The organism is Butyrivibrio sp. ob235 (genome assembly GCF_900109475.1).
GTDB lineage: Bacteria > Bacillota > Clostridia > Lachnospirales > Lachnospiraceae > Butyrivibrio.
In genome coordinates this window covers 381,050-402,469 of record NZ_FOBE01000002.1, presented here as the reverse complement: position 1 = coordinate 402,469, position 21,420 = coordinate 381,050, and the positions used below count along the sequence as shown (strand labels likewise).

Annotated in this window: 17 protein-coding genes; all 17 read right to left on the bottom strand. The window is 44.9% G+C overall.

Features of this window, described 5'->3' with window-relative positions:
* Positions 1–129: 129 nt before the first annotated feature.
* The 17 genes from BMW61_RS04180 to BMW61_RS04100 all read right to left on the bottom strand — a co-directional run bounded on the left by BMW61_RS04180 (position 130) and on the right by BMW61_RS04100 (position 21,007).
* Positions 130–537, bottom strand: coding sequence for a hypothetical protein (locus tag BMW61_RS04180; protein WP_026499564.1), 408 nt, complete (start codon positions 535–537; stop codon positions 130–132).
* Positions 538–675: 138 nt separating this feature from the next.
* Positions 676–3,237, bottom strand: a complete 2,562-nt coding sequence (locus BMW61_RS04175; protein ID WP_091819966.1) for an ATP-dependent Clp protease ATP-binding subunit — start codon at positions 3,235–3,237, stop codon at positions 676–678.
* Positions 3,238–3,341: 104 nt separating this feature from the next.
* Positions 3,342–3,710, bottom strand: coding sequence for a GntR family transcriptional regulator (locus BMW61_RS04170; protein ID WP_022763044.1), 369 nt, complete (start codon positions 3,708–3,710; stop codon positions 3,342–3,344).
* A 146-nt stretch (positions 3,711–3,856) separates the two neighbouring features.
* Positions 3,857–5,239: an SH3 domain-containing protein gene (locus BMW61_RS04165; protein ID WP_091819964.1), complete on the bottom strand. Its 1,383-nt coding sequence runs from the start codon at positions 5,237–5,239 to the stop codon at positions 3,857–3,859.
* 359 nt (positions 5,240–5,598) lie between these two features.
* On the bottom strand, positions 5,599–6,873 hold the full coding sequence (gene purD / locus BMW61_RS04160; RefSeq protein ID WP_022763046.1) for a phosphoribosylamine--glycine ligase: 1,275 nt from the start codon (positions 6,871–6,873) through the stop codon (positions 5,599–5,601).
* 62 nt (positions 6,874–6,935) lie between these two features.
* On the bottom strand, positions 6,936–7,580 hold the full coding sequence (gene purN, locus BMW61_RS04155; protein ID WP_022763047.1) for a phosphoribosylglycinamide formyltransferase: 645 nt from the start codon (positions 7,578–7,580) through the stop codon (positions 6,936–6,938).
* The gene (purM, locus tag BMW61_RS04150; protein WP_022763048.1) at positions 7,574–8,608 is read right to left on the bottom strand and encodes a phosphoribosylformylglycinamidine cyclo-ligase; all 1,035 of its coding nucleotides are present in this window, start codon (positions 8,606–8,608) and stop codon (positions 7,574–7,576) included. Before purM ends, purN begins: the two co-directional genes overlap by 7 nt.
* A gap of 17 nt (positions 8,609–8,625) precedes the next feature.
* On the bottom strand, positions 8,626–9,126 hold the full coding sequence (gene purE, locus BMW61_RS04145; protein ID WP_022763049.1) for a 5-(carboxyamino)imidazole ribonucleotide mutase: 501 nt from the start codon (positions 9,124–9,126) through the stop codon (positions 8,626–8,628).
* Between the two features lie 77 nt (positions 9,127–9,203).
* Positions 9,204–9,959 carry a response regulator gene (locus tag BMW61_RS04140; RefSeq protein ID WP_175475095.1) on the bottom strand — a complete coding sequence of 252 codons (756 nt, stop codon included), beginning with the start codon at positions 9,957–9,959 and terminating at the stop codon, positions 9,204–9,206.
* On the bottom strand, positions 9,952–12,636 hold the full coding sequence (locus BMW61_RS04135; protein ID WP_091819961.1) for a DegV family protein: 2,685 nt from the start codon (positions 12,634–12,636) through the stop codon (positions 9,952–9,954). The genes BMW61_RS04140 and BMW61_RS04135 overlap by 8 nt, the downstream gene beginning before the upstream one ends.
* A complete protein-coding gene (locus BMW61_RS04130; protein ID WP_091819959.1) occupies positions 12,633–15,113 on the bottom strand; it encodes a hybrid sensor histidine kinase/response regulator in 2,481 nt (826 codons plus the stop codon). Before BMW61_RS04130 ends, BMW61_RS04135 begins: the two co-directional genes overlap by 4 nt.
* A gap of 10 nt (positions 15,114–15,123) precedes the next feature.
* Positions 15,124–15,486 (bottom strand): DUF6142 family protein, encoded by a 363-nt coding sequence (locus tag BMW61_RS04125; protein WP_022763053.1) that lies wholly within the window; start codon positions 15,484–15,486, stop codon positions 15,124–15,126.
* Positions 15,487–15,493: 7 nt separating this feature from the next.
* Positions 15,494–16,186 (bottom strand): orotate phosphoribosyltransferase, encoded by a 693-nt coding sequence (pyrE, locus tag BMW61_RS04120; RefSeq protein ID WP_022763054.1) that lies wholly within the window; start codon positions 16,184–16,186, stop codon positions 15,494–15,496.
* Between the two features lie 135 nt (positions 16,187–16,321).
* Positions 16,322–17,242, bottom strand: coding sequence for an orotidine-5'-phosphate decarboxylase (pyrF, locus tag BMW61_RS04115; protein ID WP_022763055.1), 921 nt, complete (start codon positions 17,240–17,242; stop codon positions 16,322–16,324).
* 103 nt (positions 17,243–17,345) lie between these two features.
* Positions 17,346–18,131: a histidine phosphatase family protein gene (locus BMW61_RS04110; RefSeq protein WP_091819958.1), complete on the bottom strand. Its 786-nt coding sequence runs from the start codon at positions 18,129–18,131 to the stop codon at positions 17,346–17,348.
* 26 nt (positions 18,132–18,157) lie between these two features.
* Positions 18,158–18,883 carry a class I SAM-dependent methyltransferase gene (locus BMW61_RS04105; protein WP_091819957.1) on the bottom strand — a complete coding sequence of 242 codons (726 nt, stop codon included), beginning with the start codon at positions 18,881–18,883 and terminating at the stop codon, positions 18,158–18,160.
* A 93-nt stretch (positions 18,884–18,976) separates the two neighbouring features.
* Positions 18,977–21,007, bottom strand: coding sequence for a M13-type metalloendopeptidase (locus BMW61_RS04100; RefSeq protein ID WP_091819956.1), 2,031 nt, complete (start codon positions 21,005–21,007; stop codon positions 18,977–18,979).
* Positions 21,008–21,420 lie beyond the last annotated feature (413 nt).

Sequence of the window (21,420 nt, the reverse complement as noted above, 5' to 3'; positions counted from 1 at the left end):
ATGGACACCCTTGCTGTTCAGCTGTACACTTCCCACTATCTGGGCGTGTTCGGGACTTGCACCCGTTAGAGCGCGCCCATGGCGCGCAAACTATATAAAGAGGGCTGCATCGCAGCCCTCTTTCATATTTTATTTATGAATTTCTACTTTTGATGGAGCGTTTCCAAGCGGAACACTGAAGCTCAGCTTGCCTCCTACTCCTGTTTGCATCGGTCCGATATTTTTACCGTCCACAAGAATGTGGTAATCAGTATTCTCCTCCAGTCCGACTGTTATCTGTGCATCTCCCGGTCCTTCAACCTCAAAAGAAACACCGTCCTCCTTTTCCTTGAAGTGTGTAACCGTTGTCCCCGGAACTGATTCATATAGGAACATCTCATTCTGCTCAAGCTTGGTAATGTCCTTGAAGGTCTTAACCTTTAAAATATTGCCCTCATACTCGAAATTGTCGAGCTTTTTCTTCTCCGGCAACTCATAATTACCAAAGCTGAAGGTTCCATCAGCTTCCGTCCTCAGCAACTGCTCTACGACAGCCATTTTCTACCTCCTGTTTTGATTACTCCGGGCATCAGCGGCATTTGAGGAACTGCTGACGTCCTTTGTAATAGTACAAAATGTTTTTACTGATATAATTATAAAGCATACGAAACAATAATTATATTAAATATTTATGAATCATTTGGTTTTCTTTGAGACAGTTTTCTTAGCTGTAGTTTTCCGGGCTGTAGTCTTCTTTGCGGGAGCCTTTTTTGCAGGAGTCTTTTTTGCAGCAGCCTTCTTAGCCGCGGGCTTCTCCGCATCCTTTTGCGTAAATACTACCTTTTCATCCTTAAGGCCGATCGTAACCTTGCTGTCGCGCTTAATCTTGCCCTTCAAAAGCTCCTCTGCCATCGCGTCCTCAATTACGGACTGAATAGCTCTCTTAAGAGGTCTCGCACCCATCTTGGCATCTGAGTACTTCTTTACAAGGAACTGCTTTACAGACTGTGACATCACAAGGTCGATGCCCAGCTGATCCTTGCATCTCTTGGAGAGATTCTTGCTAAGCAGGGTAACGATTTCCATCATTTCCTTCTCGTTGAGAGGATGGAATACCATGATCTCATCGATACGGTTTATGAACTCGGGTTTGAAAAGTCGTTTAACCTCCTCCATAACCCCGCTCTTCATGTTTTCATAATCCTTCTTCTCATCGGAAGCGGTGTCGAAACCAAGTCTCTTGGGCTCAACGATTCTCTGGGCTCCGACGTTTGAAGTCATGATAAGGATCGTATTCTTGAAGCTCACCTTGCGTCCCTTGGCGTCAGTTATATGTCCGTCGTCAAGCACCTGCAGCAGCACATTGAAGATGTCAGGGTGCGCCTTTTCTATCTCATCAAAGAGGATTACGGAATAGGGATGACGTCTGACCTTCTCTGAAAGCTGGCCGCCCTCGTCATAACCCACATATCCCGGAGGTGAACCGATCATCTTGGATACGGAATGGCCTTCCATGTACTCCGACATATCAACTCTTATAAGAGCGTTCTCGTCGCCGAACATCGCCTCAGCGAGAGCTTTTGACAACTCTGTCTTACCTACACCGGTGGGTCCCAGGAAAAGGAAGGACCCTATAGGTCTGTTGGGATCCTGAAGGCCTACCCTGCCTCTTCTGATTGCCTTGGAAACCGCAACAACTGCGTCCTCCTGACCGATGACTCTCTCGTGAAGGATTTTCTCAAGCTTGAGGAGTCTCTCGGATTCCTTCTCCGCAATCTTCTTAACCGGAATCTTGGTCCACATAGCAACAACTTCCGCGATGTCATTCTCGGTAACGATGTAGTCGGAATCCTTCTCTCTCTTATTCTCAGCATTCTTCTTACGGTTGTACTTCTTGATAAGGGCTTCCTGTTTGCGATGCACTTCTCCGGCACCTGCGAAATCCTCTTTCGCCAGAAGATTCTCAACCTCAGAATCCATCTCCCTAATCTGCTGCTCCATCTCACGGATGCCCGAAGGAGCTCCGGTTAAGCGAAGCCTTACTGCGGAAGAAGCCTCATCTATAAGGTCGATGGCCTTATCCGGAAGGTTTCTGTCATTTATGTAACGGCTGCTGAGATCAACCGCTGCCTGAATTGCTTCAGGTGTAATTTTCACATGATGATGCTCTTCGTACTTGCCCACAATTCCGTTGAGGATTGCAAGAGATTCGTCTCTGTCGGGTTCCTCGACGTTTACAGGTTGGAAACGTCTCTCAAGAGCGGCATCCTTCTCCACATACTTGCGGTACTCGGTGATGGTGGTCGCACCGATCATCTGGATCTCGCCTCTCGCAAGTGAAGGCTTTAAGATATTGGATGCGTCGATAGCACCCTCAGCACCACCCGCACCGATAAGTGTATGCATCTCGTCAACAAAAAGGATGATGTTGCCGTCATCGATAACTTCGCGAATAACTCTCTTGATTCTCTCCTCGAATTCTCCTCTGTACTTTGAACCTGCGATCATTCCTGAAAGATCCAGTGTCAGAAGACGCTTATTCTGTACTGTAAAGGGGACATCTCCAGCCACAATTCTCTGGGCAAGTCCCTCAACCACTGCCGTTTTTCCTACACCGGGCTCACCGATAAGGCAGGGATTATTCTTGGTTCTGCGGCTGAGTATCTGGATCACACGCTGAATCTCATTATTTCTTCCGATGATGGGATCAAGCTTGTTATCAGCTGCGAGTGCAGTAAGGTCGCGGCTGTACTGTTCAAGGGTTGAAGCCTTTTTCTTGGAATTGTTTTTCCTTCCGAGGTCTTCTTTTACCAGATTGGCGTCCTCACCCATTGCTGCCAGCGTCTCCGCATATATCTTCTGGATAGACACATTCATGGTGCCGATAAGGCGCACCGCAACATTCTCGCCTTCCTTAATAAGTGCGAGGAGGATGTGCTCTGTACCGATTCTATCTGCATGGAATCTGTCCGCCTGTCTCTCGGCCTCCTCCAGAACGTTCTCGGCTCTGGGTGAAAAGCCCTCCTTATCAAGAAGCGTCAGATTGCCGCCCTCAACGATCAGATCCCTTATGATGTCCATCATCTTATCTTCATTGATGCCGTTATCGATAAGGATTCTGGAAGCCACACAGCCTCCGGTTTTTATAAGACCTATGAGAAGATGCTCGGTACCCACATAGTTGAGCTTTAAGGTTCTCGCTGTCTTCCTTGCGAGCTTAAGCGCTTCCTGGGCCTTCTCTGTATATTCTTTATTCAAGTAAACTCCTTCCTGTTACCTGTATCAGGGTTCTCTTATGAAAAAATGCCCCGTGGGTAACCTGTTCAAGTATTATTTCTTAGAATTGTTTGATGAGATATTCATCACTCATACTGCTCGTAGATGCTGTCAACGAGCTCGTGAATCTCATTCCTGGTGACGCCCTTGCACATGGCCCTCGCCAGAACGACGCTTAGCATGTCATGTGCCTCATCCAGTGCCTCGAGCTTGTTCAAGTCGATTGCAATGATGGCACCTCTTCTTCTGTCAATCTTGACGAATCCCTCCTGCTGCAATATGGAATACGCCTTATTGACGGTATGCATATTTATACCAATCATCTCAGCAAGCTGTCTCACACTGGGGAGCTGCTCACCCTCCCTGAACTGAGACGTGGCAATTCCCATAATAATCTGATTGCACAGCTGTACATATATCGCTTCATCACTGTTAAAATCAATCTGGATTACCATTTTCGCCTCCTTTTCTGTGATACATCTAGTATAACAAAGAGGGATTTAAAGTCAATAGAAGTAATTTCCTAAATAAAACAAAAAAAACCGCACGGCGCGCCGTGCGGTAAAAGAATACTTCGTGTAATTAGTACCTCGTTAAGTATTTAGGGTTTGTCATCATCATCCAGATCAAGGAATTCAAACTCGAAATCCTCATCATCAAGAAGGAAGTTACGAGAGCCTCTACCCTTATTATTGGGAGTGATGGTCTGTCCCGGTTTGGGTTGCTCTGCACGCTCACGTGAAGGTGCGGGACGCTCCGGTTTTACTTCAGAAGCCGTTCTTCCTGACGGTCTGTCGGGTGTAAGAAGAGAAGCTGCGGAACCCATAGGTGCGCTCTTTCTGGGAGCTGAAGGGCTTACTGTTCTCTTGCTGTCAGCTACTGTTCTGCCGTTGCTGCCGCGATCTGTCTCACTTCTTTCAAAAAACTTCTTAGCAGGTTTCTGGGACGGAATATCGTCATACTTGTGCTTCTTCTGAGCTGTTCCCTCATCTTCTTCATCTTCGTAGTACATGTAATCACGAAGCTTGTAGATGAGAAGAAGAACTCCGAGAACCAGAATAGCAATTACAATTGCCATACCGATAAGGGCACCCTTAAGCTTCTTAACCTGTGCTTCAAGTGCCTTGGACTGCTGTCCTGCCTTAGCATAATCAAGAAGGTCGCTAAGCTTAACCTGTGTTCCTTCAACATTATCATAGAGGTACCAAACTTCGGTGCCTGTTCCGTCATCCTTATATGCAAGTGAAAACTCGCCGTTTCCTACAACTGCAGGCTCTGCTGCGGGCTGCTCTACAGGCTGTTCTCCCTCTACGGGAGCTGCTTCTGCACCCTCAGGTGCTGCTTCGCCCTCTGCCGGCTGCTCACCATCTGCGGGAGCTGCCTCGCCTCCGTCAGCTGCTGCCGGAGCGCCTATCTGAAGAAGGTCTGAACGAACAAAACCTGTTCTTCCGCTGGTTCCAAACTGTATCTGGTACCATTTATTATTGTCAGTTCCTGTAGCCTCACCGGTTACGGTAACTGCATCGCCGTTCTTAACTGTTCCTACTGAGCTGTATCCTGTACCTGCTCCGCTTCTGACATTTGCACTTGCAACTGTAATTGTAGCTGTCTGTGCATCTACAGCTGTAACCTGAGTCTCAGGCTGAGCTGCTGTTGAAGTTGCAGCATCAGTACTCGGTGTTGCTCCTTCCTTGGAAACCAGGTCACTTCTTACATATCCGAATTCAGTATCGTTAATGTAAATTCTGTACCATACATATCCCTGAGAATCAGTGGTCTCATCAACGATATCAACCTTGTCCCCAGAATCAAGACTTGATACCTGTGAAGATGACGTACTCGCCTCAGATCTGACCTTTACATTGGATGAGGTTATGGTTCCTGTGGCAGCGAGTGCTGATATCGGCATGCTAAGCGCCAACGCCCCTGCCGTCAGAACGGAAGCTGCACTAATCATCACATTTCCAATTCTATTCCTAAACATACTTTTCTACCTCCGGTACAAGTGCAGCTTATACATCTGCACATAATTATTCAATTCTAATATCGAAAAACTCAATATTTGGTGTCATTATAACACATAACCACTACATTTACAGCCTATTTGTAATATTTTTGAAATATTTTAGTGAAGGCTTGGCAGATTGACCCCGCCCGCGGTATGGGTGACGGAAATTTGCAGTTCTCGGACGAGGAAGATGATTTGTAAAACAAAAAAAAGAATTTATACCGATTTCTTTGAACAACGTGAAATGAGGTATAAATTCTTTTTGAGTTTTTACAAATCACTCCGCAGACGAAAACGCAAATTTACGTCACCTATACCGCGGGCGGGCCATTCTATCAAGCCTCGTCTATGGCTTTTCCGATGTCGTGGCGCATGTACTTGTTATCGAAGTTAACCCACTCGGTTGCTTCGTAGGCTTTCTTTCTGGCCTCGGCAAGAGTGTCTCCCTTAGCGGTTATTCCGAGAACTCGTCCGCCGTTTGTCACAATTTTGCTGTTCTCATCGAACTTCGTTCCGGCATGGAAGCAGTAGTAACCATCCTTGCCCTTGAAGTTCTCAAGGCCTGTGATCTCCTTACCCTTCTCATAGCTTACAGGGTAGCCGTCGGATGCAAGAACCACGCAAACTGCTGCCTTGTCCTCAAACTTAAGATCAAGCTGATCGAGAGTTCCATCGATAACCGCCTCGCAAACCTCAATCATATCAGTCTCTAATCTCGGCAGCACAACCTGAGCCTCGGGATCACCGAATCTTGCGTTGTACTCGAGAACCTTGGGGCCGTCCTCGGTGAGCATAAGTCCGAAGAAAATAACTCCCTTGAACTCTCTGCCCTCTTCTCTCATGGCATCAACAGTTTTCTGGTAGATGTGTTCCTTGCAGAACTTATCAACCTCCTCCGTATAGAAGGGGCTGGGTGAAAAGTTGCCCATTCCGCCTGTGTTAAGACCTGTGTCGCCATCTCCTGCCCTCTTGTGATCCTGAGCAGAACTCATAAGTTTGATTGTCTTACCGTCAACAAATGAAAGGACTGAAACCTCACGTCCTGTCATGAATTCCTCAATAACCATACGGTTTCCGGCATCACCGAACTTCTTGGTCTCCATGATCTCGCGAACACCGGCCTCGGCATCCTCTTTTGTCTCACAGATGAGAACGCCCTTTCCGAGTGCAAGACCGTCAGCCTTAAGTACGATGGGGAACTTTGCGCTCTGTAAATACTCAAGCGCTTTTTCCGGATCATCAAAGGTCTCGTAAGCAGCTGTGGGGATGTCATATTTCTTCATAAGGTCCTTGGAAAAAGCTTTGCTTCCTTCAAGAATTGCTGCATTTTTCCTGGGTCCGAATACTCTGAGACCCTCTGCCTCAAAAGCATCAACGATTCCGCCAACAAGCGGATCGTCCATTCCTACTATAGTAAGGTCGATCTGCATGTTCTTGGCAAATCTTACAAGTTTGTCGAACTCCATGGGTGAAATGGAAACACACTCAGCAAGTTCTGCGATTCCGGCATTACCGGGTGCACAGTAGAGTTTATCAAGGTGTTTACTTCTTGAAACTGCTTCTGCTATAGCGTGCTCACGGCCGCCTCCGCCAACTATTAATACATTCATATTCTCCTCCTATAACCCTCATCCGGCACTTCGTGCCACCTTCCCCCAAAGGGGGAAGGCTACTATATTGTATCCGGGTCGTAACCTTCTATAACAACCTTACCGTCAACCACCTTCACCTTACCGTTCGCAATAAGGTCGATAGCTTTGGGTAGAATCTTCCATTCTGCCTGCTCCATTATGCGCTGCTGCAAAGTTTTCGCTGTATCGTCAGGTCTTATCATGACAGGTTTCTGCAGGATGATCGGGCCTGTGTCGGTACCTTCGTCAACAAAGTGAACCGTTGCTCCGGAAACCCTGACGCCGCGCTCGAGCGCTTTTTCATGAACCTTCAGACCGTAGAAACCGGTTCCGCAAAATGACGGAATGAGCGAAGGATGGATGTTGATTATCCTGCCGCTAAATGCCTTGACGATCTTCTCGGGTATCACCACAAGGCAGCCCGCAAGGACGATAAGATCCGGATTCTCTGATATCAGAAGATTGTAAAAAGCTTCATTAAAAGCATCTCTGTTCTCAAATTCCTTCGGAACAAGAACCTCGGTTTTTATTCCGTGCTTAGCTGCTCTCTCGAGAGCGTAGGCATTTCGGTTATTTGAGAAAACCATGCCAATTTTAGTATTTGTAATCTTGCCGCTCTCCACAGCATCAATTATCGCCTGAAGATTGGTTCCGCCGCCGGAAACAAGGACTGCAATGTTTAGCATATCTCCACTCCCTTGTCGCCTGCTTCTACAGATCCAACGATCCATGCCTTCTCGCCTGAAGCCTTGATTGCCTCAAGGGTCTTGTCAGCATCTGCAGGATCTACAGCGATAACCATTCCAAGTCCGCAGTTGAAGGTATTGAACATCATCTTCTCCTCAAGATTGCCTGTCTTCTGCATAAGCTTGAAGATAGCGGGAACCTCGTAGCTGTCCTTCTTCACTACTGCCTTGCAGCCATCGGGAAGCATTCTCGGGATGTTTTCATAAAAACCGCCGCCTGTGATGTGGCTGCAGCCCTTAACCTTAACGCCTGCATTTTTAATGCTCTTAAGCATCTTCACATATATCTTGGTAGGTGCAAGAAGCGCCTCGCCGAGTGTACATCCGAGCTCGTCGTAGTACTTCTCAAGGCTCTCCTTAGTCATGTCAAATACTTTTCTTACAAGTGAAAAACCGTTGGAATGAACGCCGCTTGAAGCTACGCCGATAAGTGTATCGCCGGCTTTAATGGTGCTACCGTCGATCATGTCCTCTCTGTCTACAACGCCGACTGCAAAGCCTGCCACGTCATACTCATCCTCGGGCATAAGTCCCGGATGCTCAGCTGTCTCACCGCCTATTAGTGCACACTCAGACTGCTTGCAGCCCTCAGCAACACCCTTAACGATTGCTGCGATTTTCTCCGGATAGTTCTTGCCGCAAGCGATGTAATCAAGGAAGAACAGCGGCTCACCACCCGCGCAGATAACATCATTTACACACATTGCAACAGCATCGATTCCGATGGTGTCGTGCTTATCAAGAAGAAATGCAAGTTTTATCTTTGTTCCAACTCCGTCGGTTCCGGATAAGAGTACCGGATCCTTCATATTCTTAATGTTTGCAAGGGAAAAGGCTCCTGAAAAGCCACCGAGGCCGCCAAGGACTTCGGGTCTCATGGTCTCCTTTACATAGCCCTTAATCATCTCAACAGACTTGTAGCCTGCTTCGATATCGACACCTGCGTTTTTGTAGTTAAGCTCTGACATGTTTTCCTCCGTATATATTAATAGTTCTGGTATCCAACCTCCTGAAGGTGTGCGTCCTTTGCGACAACCGCTTCCTTCAGGCCTTTTGAATAGTCCTTAAGTTTTCCCAAAAGCTCTGCATCACTTGTTGCAAGAATCTTCGCAGCAAGAAGACCGGCATTTACACCGCCATTAATAGCCACAGTAGCAACCGGAATGCCTGAAGGCATCTGTACAATACTGTAGAGCGAATCTCTTCCACCTAATGAAGTTGTATGCATGGGAATTCCGATAACAGGCATAGGAAAAATTGCGGCGCACATACCAGGAAGATGTGCTGCCATTCCTGCTCCGGCAATGATGACTTTAAAACCTTTATCTTCTGCGCTCTTCGCATATTCGAAGAACTCTTCGGGCTCACGATGTGCTGAAATAATATTCATCTCATACGAGATTCCCAGCTCATCAAGCACCCCTGCTGCCTTGGCCATGACCGGCATATCCGAGTCAGAGCCCATAACGATCCCAACTTGTGCCATATCTCTCCTCCAAATAAAATGGTACAAAAAATTAAAAACGTAACCACGGAAATCCTACCATAAGATGTACTGTATAATCAACTATGAGAATGCGCTAAACTTTCCGTTTTTAAAATGGTTTTCTTGAGCTTTTTTTCCAATAAACGATAGTTCCCCAAATGCTCAAGAAAAGATTTCTCGTCTCCGTCTTCTATATCCCTCTCCATTGATAGAGCAAGCTCTGCAAGCTGCACTGCTCCGATCAGCCTTGCAGCGTCCTTGGCAGCGCGCACACCGGGCAGAAGTACCGACACTTCCTGAAAGGTGAGCATCTTTTCAGCCCAGTCGAAGGTGTTGTTCCTAGAATACTCGTATAAAACCTCCGTATAAAAAGAAAAGTCGTTCAAAAAATACTGCATCGGCCCTTCGATATCTATACCTTTTATTTTCTTTGAAAATTTCCTCCATTCATCCTTTTCGCCATCGCATCCGATGATGCCGTATTTCATAAAAATGGCTCTGACATCCTTAGAAGGTATCGGTTTTTTCAGGTACTCGGAAAAACCGGCTTCCTTATAAATATCTCCGTCAGCTGCGGAATCGTTTGCGGTTACCATGACTACAGGCGTGGAGGGACACAGCTTTTCCTTCTTAATAATCGCCATGGCCTCAAGTCCATCCATCACCGGCATTAGATGATCCATGAAAATAAGGTCAAAGGTTTCGCGGCGCACCAAATCGACCGCTTCCTTTCCATTGGAAGCAGTCATCGAATCCACTCCAAACATTCCTACGATTTCTGCAAGGAGCTCAGCATTCATTTCGGCGTCATCAACAATCAAAACCTTAGCCATTATTTCTGGTTTCTCCAAGCATGTACAAAAGTCCGAAGGCCGCACTTCCATGGATAGCTGCCATGGATGCGGATTCTTTCTGAACAATTATCTCTTCAAAGGACATTATATTGTTTACCCATTTCTTGATCTCCTCAATCTCCGCGGATGAAAGATCGCTATGGGTTATAAACAGTCTGCTTCTGTCAATAGGTGCAAACTTGGTCAGCTGATCCTCAATGTAGGCTTTGCGGCATTTTGTCACAGAGCCCATCATCATTCTTCCCAGGCTGCCTCTGCCGTCACGGAAGAGAACCGCCGGCTTAAGCATGAAGACTCTGCTGAAACCTCCGACTTTTCTTTTGATTCTTCCCATCCTGATAAGGTAATCAATATTGTCGATAAGGAAGCTGGTGTGTATACGTTTCTTTATAATATTAAGCTGCTCTACGCAATCCTGAACGCTTTTCCCCTCCCTGGCAAGACGTATTGCCTCAAACACAAGAAGTCCTATACCACTGGATAGACTCTCGGAATCAATCACCGTGACCTTATCAAAAGAAGCTGCAGCCTCTTTTGCCACATGATATGCTCCGCCCGCTTTGCCGGACATACTGATATGGATGATATTCTCCGCATCCGAAAGGTGAGAAGCAAAGAAATCTTCATACTCCTGAATAGATGGAATATCCACAAAGAGCTTGTCTGCTCCGCCCTCTTTCATGTACTTTAAAACTCCCTCAGTCTCTGCTTCAACTCCGTCAAGGAACAGTCCGTTCTGCGTTCTGATATATAGCGGAATAATGGGTATCCTGAGTTCAGCAATCATTTCCTTGGGTATATCAACAGCACTTTCTGTTGTTATCAAAATCGGAAGCTTCTCTCTGCTTGAAAGGAGCTTTTGATCCTCGGGATCAATATAAGTGGGAGTTATCCTGTGAACCTTATCTCCCGGAAGCACGCGAAGCAGAGTATTTTCAAGCATTTCTCCGGAGATCGGTTTTAGCAGGTAGCCGTCAAAGCCCGCAGCTCTGTACCTCGCCTGATCATCAGCCGACGAATGCGCTGTCAAAACAATGACAGGCGTCTCTCTGTTCAGTCCACCGATCTGTGAGCGTATCTGACGAAGGCTCTCCACCCCATCCATCTCAGGCATCTCGATATCCATGAAGATGCAGTCATATTCTGCATCATTACATCTTGAAAGACATTCTGCGCCGCTCTCTGCCTGGTCGATAACCATCTTGGTATCCTTCAGAAGTTTGACAGTGACGATTCTGTTCATCATGTTGTCATCAACAACAAGAATCCTGCAGGCGGGAGCCTCGAAGCTCTGTCTGTAGAACTGTCCCATTTCGCGCTTTTTAAGAGTCTCCAGCGCCATCTCACCTATAGGCTCATCCCTAACAATTTCCTGCGGAATAGATACGGTAAAGGTCGATCCCTTTGTATAGATACTGTTGACCTGTATCTCACCGTTCATCTGCTCCGTCAGCTGTTTTACAATCGCAAGGCCAAGTCCCGTACCTGAAATGCCCTTGGTCTGCTCGACATTTATTCTCTTGAACTCATCAAACAGATATGGCATGTTATCTCTCTTGATACCCATACCTGTATCTTCTACTGAAAAGATGATAGATATCTGCTTGTTCTGAAGCGGTTTCCATTTTACGGAAATCTTAACGCTTCCTTCATTCGTAAACTTGATGGCATTGCTAAGGAGATTGATAAGAATCTGCTCTATTCTCATGTCATCTCCGATAAGTTTTCTGGGGATTGTCTTGTCCACGTCAACGAAAAGGGCAAGCCCTTTTCTCGAAGCGCTCTCCCATATCATATTGACTGTCTCGGACAACATTCCGGCAAGGTCATATTCCGCAGGAACAATCTCCATTTTTCCGGATTCAAGCTTATTCATATCCAGAACGTCATTTATAAGAGATAGCATGAGTCTGCTGGCGCTCTTGATATTCTCGGCGTTCTCCGCTATCTCATCGTTGTTTGCACTTCTAAGGATCAGCTCATTGAATCCAAGAATTGAATCTATGGGCGTTCTGAGCTCGTGGCTGACATTCGAAAAGAATTTGTTCCTGGTCTGGGACAGTTCTTCGATTTCCTTCTTCTGCTGCTGGATAAGATCATTTTCCGATTGGTAAACCTGATTCTGGAAAAGAACTATTATCGTAATCAGGAAACTCACAAGCACAACACTTGCAAAGGAATCAAGGTGCGCCATCTCCAGCGTATGCTGCGCCACCTTTTCGGGAAATGTGTAAGCGATATAGTAGGAGATACCGGTCATGATCGCACCGACTACAAGAAGGACATATTTTCTTCTGCCTTCAACCGTAATTCCTATATATGCAAAGCCGAATACGAACCATATCGGGGATCCACCATAGATTCCGCCTCCGTATATGAATGCTGCCGGAAGCATTATAACCACAAGCACCACAGCGATTATTGTCGCTCCCGTCTGCACTCTGTGCTTTTTTATAGAGACAACAACTATTCCTATAAATGCAACAAGGCACAGCGAAATAATGATGGTATTTCTGATATCGTCCTCAACAAAAATACCTATAAAAATAAGGAGAAACATGGAAAACAGACCGATCACCGGAATAACCGAGAACAGTCTCTCCTGAAGTGTCTTGTTATGATCACTTGCAGCTTTGAACAAGCGCTTTAAAATCATGATGCATTACCTCCGTAAACACGAATAATATCGTCTTTTACAGCGCCTATTTGTCGTTTTAAATCCTCGTGGTTTGCAATGATATATGCCTCCCACTTATCCTTTGCAGCCCTCTCAATCTCTCCCGCTTTTCTGGAAAGATCGTCTGCGCCGATTATTCTTGAAGACAACTTAAGTCCCGAGAGTTTTATGCTGTAATTCTCCCAGTCTCTCGCGTCATAGAGTTCCTGCGCCTCACCGGCAATCGCGTCTGCTTCCCTGGCAAATTCAAGCAGTACTTCCTCATAAAAATCGCTGCTTCCGCGGCAGATTCTTACGCCCTGTTCGGTATTTAGGGTAACAAGTTCGCTGCTTCTGCTAAGTCCCGGTCCGCTCTCTGCATGCACCACTTCCTCTTCATCTCTCTCAACTGTGATATATTCCCACATCGTTGAAGGAAGCAGCTTTTTCAGGATTCTCTCAAGCTCCGATATCTCGATGGGCTTTGCAAGGAATTCATCAAAGCCCTCCTTCATAAACATTTCTCTGACACCACTCACGGCATTTGCGGTAAACGCAATAATTGCGGTGTGATCGTCGGGTCCAAGGTTATGTCTTATCATCTTCATAGCCTCAACACCGTCAACTTCGGGCATCATATGATCCATGAAAATGACATCATAGCTCTTTTTCTCACACAGATGTACAGCTTCCATTCCGCTTAGCACAACATCCGCGTCCATTCCGTACCCGGCGAGAATTCCCTTCGCAACAAGCAGGTTCATCTCCTCATCATCAACAACCAGCGCATTTACGCCGTTGAATACAAGCTTCTTTCCACTGGTCTCGGGATCGAATTCCCAAACGGTCATCTTTCTGTTAACAGCATTTACAATTGAATGGCTGAAAATAGGCTTTCTGATAAAGGTAACCTTGCTGCCGGCAGGTATTCTGTAACCTCCCGAAACTGACACAATAACCGAAACGTCGGACTTCATATTTTCATAGAAATCCTTGTTCTCCTGATATTCTTCCTCTGCTATGAGGACATGAGTTATCTGATTTGCGGCGCACAGCTTCTTAAGCTCCTCAAATTCGGAAGCTCTGTGAATCGGAACCGACAAGCCTTTAAGAGTATGCATTATCATCGTGTTGTAGTACTCTCTGACTGCAGGGCTCTTATACTTATCGTTTCTAAGATAGCAGGCAAGCTCGAGTTTTTCGGGATGATCAAGGATAACGCTGGGCTTATCGTCCACAACCTTCTGGGGTATACTTACAGTCACCCTGGTGCCCTTTTTCACCTCGCTCTCAAGTCTCACGAAGCCGCCCATCTGCTTTACAAATCCGAACACGATTGAAAGACCGAGTCCAATACCCTCAGCCCTTCTGCTTCGTCCGGAATCTATCTGATACATTCCCTCTATAACTCGAAGTCTCTCATCATCCGTCATTCCGATACCTGTGTCCGTAACTTCGATACACAGATTAGCTCCGTACTCCTTTTTTCTTGCAAAAAGATGTAAATTTACGCAGCCGTTTTTATCAGTAAATTTCGCCGCATTTACCATGAGATGTCTTATGATTCTCTTTATTCTGCCAGCGTCTCCAATCATTCTCGCAGGGAGATTAACATCCATATCAATGACTATCTCACAGGTTCCGCTTCTGAAGGTTCGAAACTCTGTCGCTATGTCGTTAACTATGGAGGAAATACGGTACTCCTCTTCGGAGAGAAGGAGCGAGCCCGTATCTATCTCGGTGTAGTCCAGGATGTCCTCAATCCTTGAAAACAGTCTTTTACCTGCACTCTGAATTGCATTTAAATCGGCCTTCTTTTTTTCTTCCTTCTCATCTTCGAGCATAAGACCTGACAGACCGGTAACAACGTTTATGGGCGTTCTCAGTTCGTGTGAAATGTTCGCCATGAAGTCCTCGGACTTCTGCTTCATGTCATTTAGTTCCAACTCAAGGTCATCGGCCATTTTCTTGGAAATCGAGAACATTTCACAGATGTATCCGCCCACCCTGTCAGCCAGAACCACCGACAGGATATCCAGAATCAGTATCGAAACAGACAGGTCACTGAAATTCTCCATACCGGTCGCCATGAGAATCATGTGATAGGCAAAGAGCATTACATACATCATGAATAAAATCCTGAGCGCAGGCTTTTCCTCGGTAAGTGAGAACAAAAGCATCGCCAGAACTATTATTAGTGTGGAATTATAAAATTCGGAAATATGGGAACCATAAAAGAATGTAGATAGTGCCACGAAACCGGCAAAAACATATATCCGGAACTTATACTCGAACTGTCCGGACACATAAAGACTCCAGCTGATGACAGTTCCGATAAAGATAATCGGAACTGCCCAAAACTCCCATTTATTTAGTACTGATACCAAAGCGAGGCCAACAGAATACAAGCTATAGCAAAGCAGTATTACGATCTGTATACTCTTGCGTATTTCCTCATTCCGCTTGTTTCTGTCCATAAACTGCACCTCACAATACAGAAAAGTACAACAGCAACCCTACCCATATGAGCGACAGCACATTGAGTATTATCCCCAGATTCGGAAAAAGCTTGAATATATCCCTCTCCATCCTTGACATAATGCCAAGAACCAGACCTGCAATTGAATAAACCAGACAAAACATCACGGCCACCGCGTATTTTGCTTCTGCCTGTCCGCCATTCCTGTAGCTTAGAATGACGGCATACACGATTGTGGCTACGGAAATCAGCCCCAGTGCAGCTGAAAGGACTCCTTTTTCAGGATGCTTCTTGTCGGTGAACACGTACCTGCCGCGCCCAAACGACGGAAGCTTAATATTAAGTTTTCGCCTCTTTTTTCTCTCCTCCATATATCAGTTAGCCGGCAGATACCCCTGCTGCGCCATACTCCTTGTAATACTCATCGATGGCCTTCTTAATCTCTTTGTTTATAATAACCTCGCCATCAAAATTCTTGCCATAGAGGTGTTCAACCACTTCTGACATTGAAACGATCGCACCGGCCTCAAATCCATATCTGTCTGTTATCTCCTCAAGTGCGCTCTTGTCGGAATCCTGTCCCTTCTCCTGTCTGTTGAGAGAAACCATCATTCCGACTATATCAACCTCTGCCTGCTCTCTTATGATCGGAACTGTCTCCTCGATGGACTTACCTGATGTGGTAACATCCTCGATGATCATAACTCTGTCCCCGTCTCTGAGTTTGGTTCCGAGAAGAATTCCCTTATCGCCGTGGTCCTTGATCTCCTTGCGGTTTGAGCAGTATCTTATCTCTCTTCCGTAGAGCTCGCTTATGGCGATAGTTGTTGCAACCGTAAGCGGAATTCCCTTATAAGCAGGTCCGAATAATACATCAAATTCAAGACCGAAATTGTCATGTATTGCTCTTGCATAATACTCGCCGAGCTTCTTGAGCTGAGCTCCTGTAACATAAGCACCGGCGTTCATGAAAAACGGAGACTTGCGTCCGCTTTTTAATGTGAACTCTCCAAACTTAAGAACGTTGCTGTCCACCATAAATTCAATAAATTCTTCCTTATACCTCTCCATTTTGAGCATACTCCTTTTATTGTATTGCTATGTGCATTGTATCACATTGAAATAAGCATAAACAATTAACTAAATATTAAAGATTTGTAACGATAAAATGCGTATTTTTCTTTTATTTATTGAGTGCGCAGGTCATTACTTTAATGCGTTCTGTATGTCTTCCTTCATGTCGAGAACGGCTTTTCTAGCTGCCTCTCCTACGGCTTCTTTTGCGGGATCGCCGTATTTCTCGTTTTTCCATGCAGCGATGATTCCTCTGGAGGAATTTACGATTGCTCCGAGGCCGTCCTTATCAAAGAAGTGAACAAGATCTGAGCCCTTTCCGCCCTGTGCTCCATAGCCCGGAACAAGGATGAAAGCGTGAGGCATGATGTCACGAAGAACCTTGCCCATCTCGGGATAAGTAGCACCTACGACAGCGCCGACATTACTGTAACTTCCGTCCATAGAATCCTGTCCCCACTTTTCAACAAGCTCTCCGACTGTCTCGTAGAGGGGCTTGCCGTCCGCTATCTTATCCTGAAGCTCACCGCTTGAGGGGTTTGAAGTTTTTACAAGTACGAAGATTCCCTTGTCAAACTCGTTGCAGACGTTGATGAAGGGCTTAACTCCGTCTGATCCAAGGTAAGGATTAACCGTTGCAAAATCAGCATCGAATCCTTTGATGAGAGTATCCCCCACTTTGGATGCTCCGAGGTGTGAGAGCGCGTAGGATTCTGAGGTTGAGCCTATATCGCCGCGCTTTACATCAGCTATAACAAGGAGTCCCTTTTCATGACAGTAATCAATTGTCTTCTTATAGGCGATGAGTCCGGGAAGTCCGAACTGCTCATACATTGCAACCTGCGGTTTTACGGCCGGAACCAGATCGCAGATGCTATCAACTATCTCTTTATTGAATTCAAAGAAGCTGTCAGCTATCGCCTCCGCTGTGTATCCTTTTTCATTAAGAGCCTTGTCCAAAATTCTCTTCGGAATGAAGTCAGTCTTGGGATCAAGTCCTACAACAATTGGTGCCTCAGTCTTTTTGATACCGTCAATTAAGTTTTTGATCATGGGAACTCTCCTTGTGAATAATCTTGTAGATTGCGTTTTTATCTCTCGACAGTATACATGATTTTGGGAGATAAGTTAAGTATCCGGTATGATGTATTTACCGTTAATGGCGCTCGTCTGTGTTCTCAAACCGCTCACAGAATCTTGCTGAAAACGCAGGTGCTTCATTCCCCATAGTGAGGTGGGTGATATCACCGATTCTCAGGGTTCTGAAAATGGCTATCCCTTTTTCGCGCTCCTCTGTGACAATCTCTGTTACGGAAGTCGGCGCCATCGCAAGAAACTGCATGGTGACAAAGGGTGACACTCCCCACAGATGTGACAGCATGATTGATGTAATTCCGAAGTGGCAGAAAAATCCGATAACCTTGTCATTGTTTTCCCTAACCTTGTAAACGCTGCCATCGCGTTCGTATCCATAGTCTGAAAGAAACTTATCAAAGCTGTCTATGACATAATCATAAATCTGTGGCATGTCAGTACTCTTTACGAATTCGGAATCTCTCCACGTTTTCGCATCAAACAATTCAGGATGATTCATATAATATGAAGGAATGATGTCCCAGACTATGCGCTTATCATACTCTCCTGTGGTTTCATTTTTATGAAGTTCGTTCGGAAAGGCAAGTCTTGTCTCTTCATCTGCCTTATTTGCATCAAACAGCGCCGGGAATTCCTTGAGCCAATCTAAAACCGCAGCCTCTTTCCCTAATTCCTTAAGTGAATACTCCGCGGTCTGCCTCGCTCTTCCAAGCGGCGACACATATACATCATCCAAGTGAAAGGACTTGATTTGCGCAGCCAGAAGCTTAGCTTCAACCTTCCCTTTTTCCGTAAGCCCGTCTATCTGATAGTCCGGATCACCATGTCTGAAAAATAAAATTCTCATCGTTTTCTTCCAATCTATTTTGCTGTTTATTTTTTCCTAAAAATCAAGTGATTGAAGAAGGCAATCTTTTTATATTCTTCCTTCTTGCCCGCTTCCGTTTCCAGATCAAGCATAGACTCATACCACTCATCTGTAAACTTGATGTCGTTATTGGAGGACAGTCCAAAGAAAGTTCGCACGCCATATATGCCTGCAAGCTCTGCCTTGTCAGCAACAGAGGCTATCAGGTTTTCGTTGTTGTAAACATTCCTGGTTCCAAATGCGCAGTTTTCATTTTCTTCCTGAGTTAACAATTCAAGTGCAGCCTTCGGATTATCATTTAATACTGCGTACATCATAACTCTGCCGGGATCGTTGTGTTTTACTATAGACAGCATTCCACCTTTTTTCAGAATCCTGACAAACTGCTGCAATAAGGCCTCTCTGTCATCCACATATTCGAGAACGTTGTGGCAGATAACAACATCGTAGCTGTTATCTTCAAGTGTTTCCAGGTACTCCGCTCCCTGTGGAACCAGGTTGTAATCATTGTCTGAAAAGCGAAGGCTGTACATTTCTTCACTTGGCTCAACCGCAGTCACTTCATGGCTTTTTGCATAGTGGCCTGCGGTTATGCAAAAACCTGCACCGAAATCGAGTATCTTTAATTTTTTATCACTCGGAATATTCAGTTGTCTGTATGTCAAATCATAGAACATCCTTCCCCAGGGCTGCTCTACTGTTTTTCTGTAATTATCGATTGCTGCTGACATTTTTCTCCTCCATAGTATTCTATCTTAAGCCATGTCTTGCAAGCCGCATGTTGTTGAATTTTTTTAGATGTGCTTATCGTCCCCGTTTTTTTATTAAAACGTCGACAGCCTCTTCTCCTTGGGCACATAATAAGGGCTGTCCGAATCAACATCATAGGTCTCGTAAAACTCATCAAACTGGCCAACAATATAATTTATGCGTTCCTTATAAGGAAGGTGTGTATCCTTCACCGCCTCCTTTAAGCCGTCCTGTGTGTAGTAGCAGGCATTTTCTCTTGCGTAGGCTTTGAAAAATGCGTCATAATCAGGATTATCTCTTTCCCCGAGAATTCTGAGGCAGCATTCCATTCCCATTAAGTCAGCGAAGGCTTCCTGGCAAACCAGTTTCCCGTCAAGCTTTATGCCATCTCCGACTTCCATCCCATCGAAAAAATCTTCAATTTTCTTAGTCCGATTCGAATACTCCTCGTATTCTTCTTCAGACATCCAGGGATCATTATAGCCCTCATAGTCATAGTTACTGCCTTTGGGGTCATACGCATGAGATAACTCGTGTGCCAGCGTAACTCCCAGATATGCAAGTTTTTCCTCATATGATGCATCGGTAACATCTTCCAGATAACCATCCCCAACAATAATGCTGTTATTATAGGCATTGTAAAATGCATTGACCTGTATAAATGAGCCTGTGAACAATTCCTTATCTGTTTTATCTGTTAAAAGCTGCTTATCTCGAAAGTCATTCAAACTTGTTTTTAGCGCAATGTAGTTTTCCAATGGATTCTCAGTGAGTTCCACTTCGGACAAATCGTCAGTGTGACCATTTTCACCAATGTACTCCTTAAGATAAAAAATCTTGTGATTCGCCTGCTCCTTACCATGCACAGAAAGCCAGTCTGTATCAGCTATCATGCTCCGCATTGTTGCTTTTTCATCTTCTATTATCTCTTTTACGTCATCAATAGTCTTGTCACTAATATATTTATCTTTGAATGTTTTTTCGATTGTGTAACCACCCGCCTGAAACATAGCATATCTAAGGCACTCGTCAAAATCAGGTTTCTCCGCGTACGGATAAAATGCAAAGCTGGTCTCGCCACCGTCTTCTTTATCAAGTCTGGAAAGTGTCACTGCCGCGCAGGCGATCATCTGATCTCTGATTTTCGGAATATTCTCATCTGTATAATAATCATCCAGAAAGCTCAGGTAGTCCAAACTAGAATAGAAGCTTTTATCTCTTCCTAGCGCTTCCTGATTACTTAAGATATCAAGAATCGGGAACTGAACGTTTTTCTCTTCAAGCGTTTTTCTTCCAATGAATCCCCAAAGTGTATCCTCAGACAAACCGTCATGATAGTCGACAATCATCTTATCCATCTCATCAGCATTACTGATGATTTCTTTCGCTCTGTCTTCCGAAAAGCCAAGGTTAATCAGGTAATTTTGCGCCACAGATTTTTGTTCATCTGTCATTCTCCCGTTACCTATGATTGTCTGCGGATCAATGTCATTTGTTATATCACCTCTCACAAAATCAACTCTTCTTGACATTCCGAGATTATAACGTCCCCAGTATTTATCTGTGAAAAGCGAGTATAAATCGTCACGGGTGCACACAGCGTCAATCAGGTCAAGTTTACTCTTTATCTCCTTTTTGGCATCCGTTCCTTCCCACTTTGCATCCAGAATCTGATTGTAAACATAGAGCACTTTGTAAATGTCACTGTCCTGTGGAAGTGATGAAATATCTGTTTTGAATATTTCCACCATTTTGTCGTCAAGAACCTCTGTTCTCTCAGTAATAACAGAGTAATAACTATACCCGTTTTCTTCCAGTTTGGCTTTGGCTTCTTCTTTCCACTGAGCGTTTACCAAGTCATCGAAATCGTAAACGGATTCTCTTTCTATGATTTCTTCAGAAGGGGTTGTCTCCTTTTCACTTTCTATGATTTCTTCAGAAGGGGTTGTTTCCTTTTCACTTTCTATGATTTCTTCCGGCTGAGTAGCCTTATTTGAAACAGATGCTGCGCATCCGGTAACTTGCGCGGAAATAGATACACTTAAAGCAGCCGTCACTAAACAGGCTGCCACCCTTTTAGTGCGACAATTAGTCATTCTTTTCATACCGTTTCCTCCTTAATTTGTTCCCCCAAGCAATTATAGCAATATTGGCGGAATCTCTCAAATTGGAGACGGGGCTGTTTAAACGTGGATTCGACTATAGCTCCACTTTAGGCACTTAAAAAACCAGCCTCACAACAAATCAGATTCCGGACGTCTGATTTGTTGTTCCGAATATATCTCCATACAACAAATTTAACTACATCTATCTGATTTATTGTGTCTCATATTTTTGCAAACAACAAATCAGTTTTCATCTGTTTGGTTTGTTGTGTCTAGTTTTTTTCCAAACAACAAATCAAGCTGTACTGCTTGGTTTTGTTGCATTGATATTTTGTTCAAACAACAAATCCAACAAATATCTCCTTATTTATTGTTTCTTTATTTTTCCAGTACAACAATTATGTCATATGTAC

What these genes read in the sequence shown, in the direction of transcription:
- BMW61_RS04180 (WP_026499564.1), bottom strand. Translation starts at nt 537, where the DNA reads ATGGCTGTCGTAGAGCAGTTGCTGAGGACGGAAGCTGATGGAACCTTC.
- BMW61_RS04170 (WP_022763044.1), bottom strand. Translation starts at nt 3,710, where the DNA reads ATGGTAATCCAGATTGATTTTAACAGTGATGAAGCGATATATGTACAG.
- BMW61_RS04165 (WP_091819964.1), bottom strand. Translation starts at nt 5,239, where the DNA reads ATGTTTAGGAATAGAATTGGAAATGTGATGATTAGTGCAGCTTCCGTT.
- purD (WP_022763046.1), bottom strand. Translation starts at nt 6,873, where the DNA reads ATGAATGTATTAATAGTTGGCGGAGGCGGCCGTGAGCACGCTATAGCA.
- purN (WP_022763047.1), bottom strand. Translation starts at nt 7,580, where the DNA reads ATGCTAAACATTGCAGTCCTTGTTTCCGGCGGCGGAACCAATCTTCAG.
- purM (WP_022763048.1), bottom strand. Translation starts at nt 8,608, where the DNA reads ATGTCAGAGCTTAACTACAAAAACGCAGGTGTCGATATCGAAGCAGGC.
- purE (WP_022763049.1), bottom strand. Translation starts at nt 9,126, where the DNA reads ATGGCACAAGTTGGGATCGTTATGGGCTCTGACTCGGATATGCCGGTC.
- BMW61_RS04140 (WP_175475095.1), bottom strand. Translation starts at nt 9,959, where the DNA reads ATGGCTAAGGTTTTGATTGTTGATGACGCCGAAATGAATGCTGAGCTC.
- BMW61_RS04135 (WP_091819961.1), bottom strand. Translation starts at nt 12,636, where the DNA reads ATGATTTTAAAGCGCTTGTTCAAAGCTGCAAGTGATCATAACAAGACA.
- BMW61_RS04130 (WP_091819959.1), bottom strand. Translation starts at nt 15,113, where the DNA reads ATGGACAGAAACAAGCGGAATGAGGAAATACGCAAGAGTATACAGATC.
- BMW61_RS04125 (WP_022763053.1), bottom strand. Translation starts at nt 15,486, where the DNA reads ATGGAGGAGAGAAAAAAGAGGCGAAAACTTAATATTAAGCTTCCGTCG.
- pyrE (WP_022763054.1), bottom strand. Translation starts at nt 16,186, where the DNA reads ATGGAGAGGTATAAGGAAGAATTTATTGAATTTATGGTGGACAGCAAC.
- pyrF (WP_022763055.1), bottom strand. Translation starts at nt 17,242, where the DNA reads ATGATCAAAAACTTAATTGACGGTATCAAAAAGACTGAGGCACCAATT.
- BMW61_RS04110 (WP_091819958.1), bottom strand. Translation starts at nt 18,131, where the DNA reads ATGAGAATTTTATTTTTCAGACATGGTGATCCGGACTATCAGATAGAC.
- BMW61_RS04105 (WP_091819957.1), bottom strand. Translation starts at nt 18,883, where the DNA reads ATGTCAGCAGCAATCGATAATTACAGAAAAACAGTAGAGCAGCCCTGG.
- BMW61_RS04100 (WP_091819956.1), bottom strand. Translation starts at nt 21,007, where the DNA reads ATGAAAAGAATGACTAATTGTCGCACTAAAAGGGTGGCAGCCTGTTTA.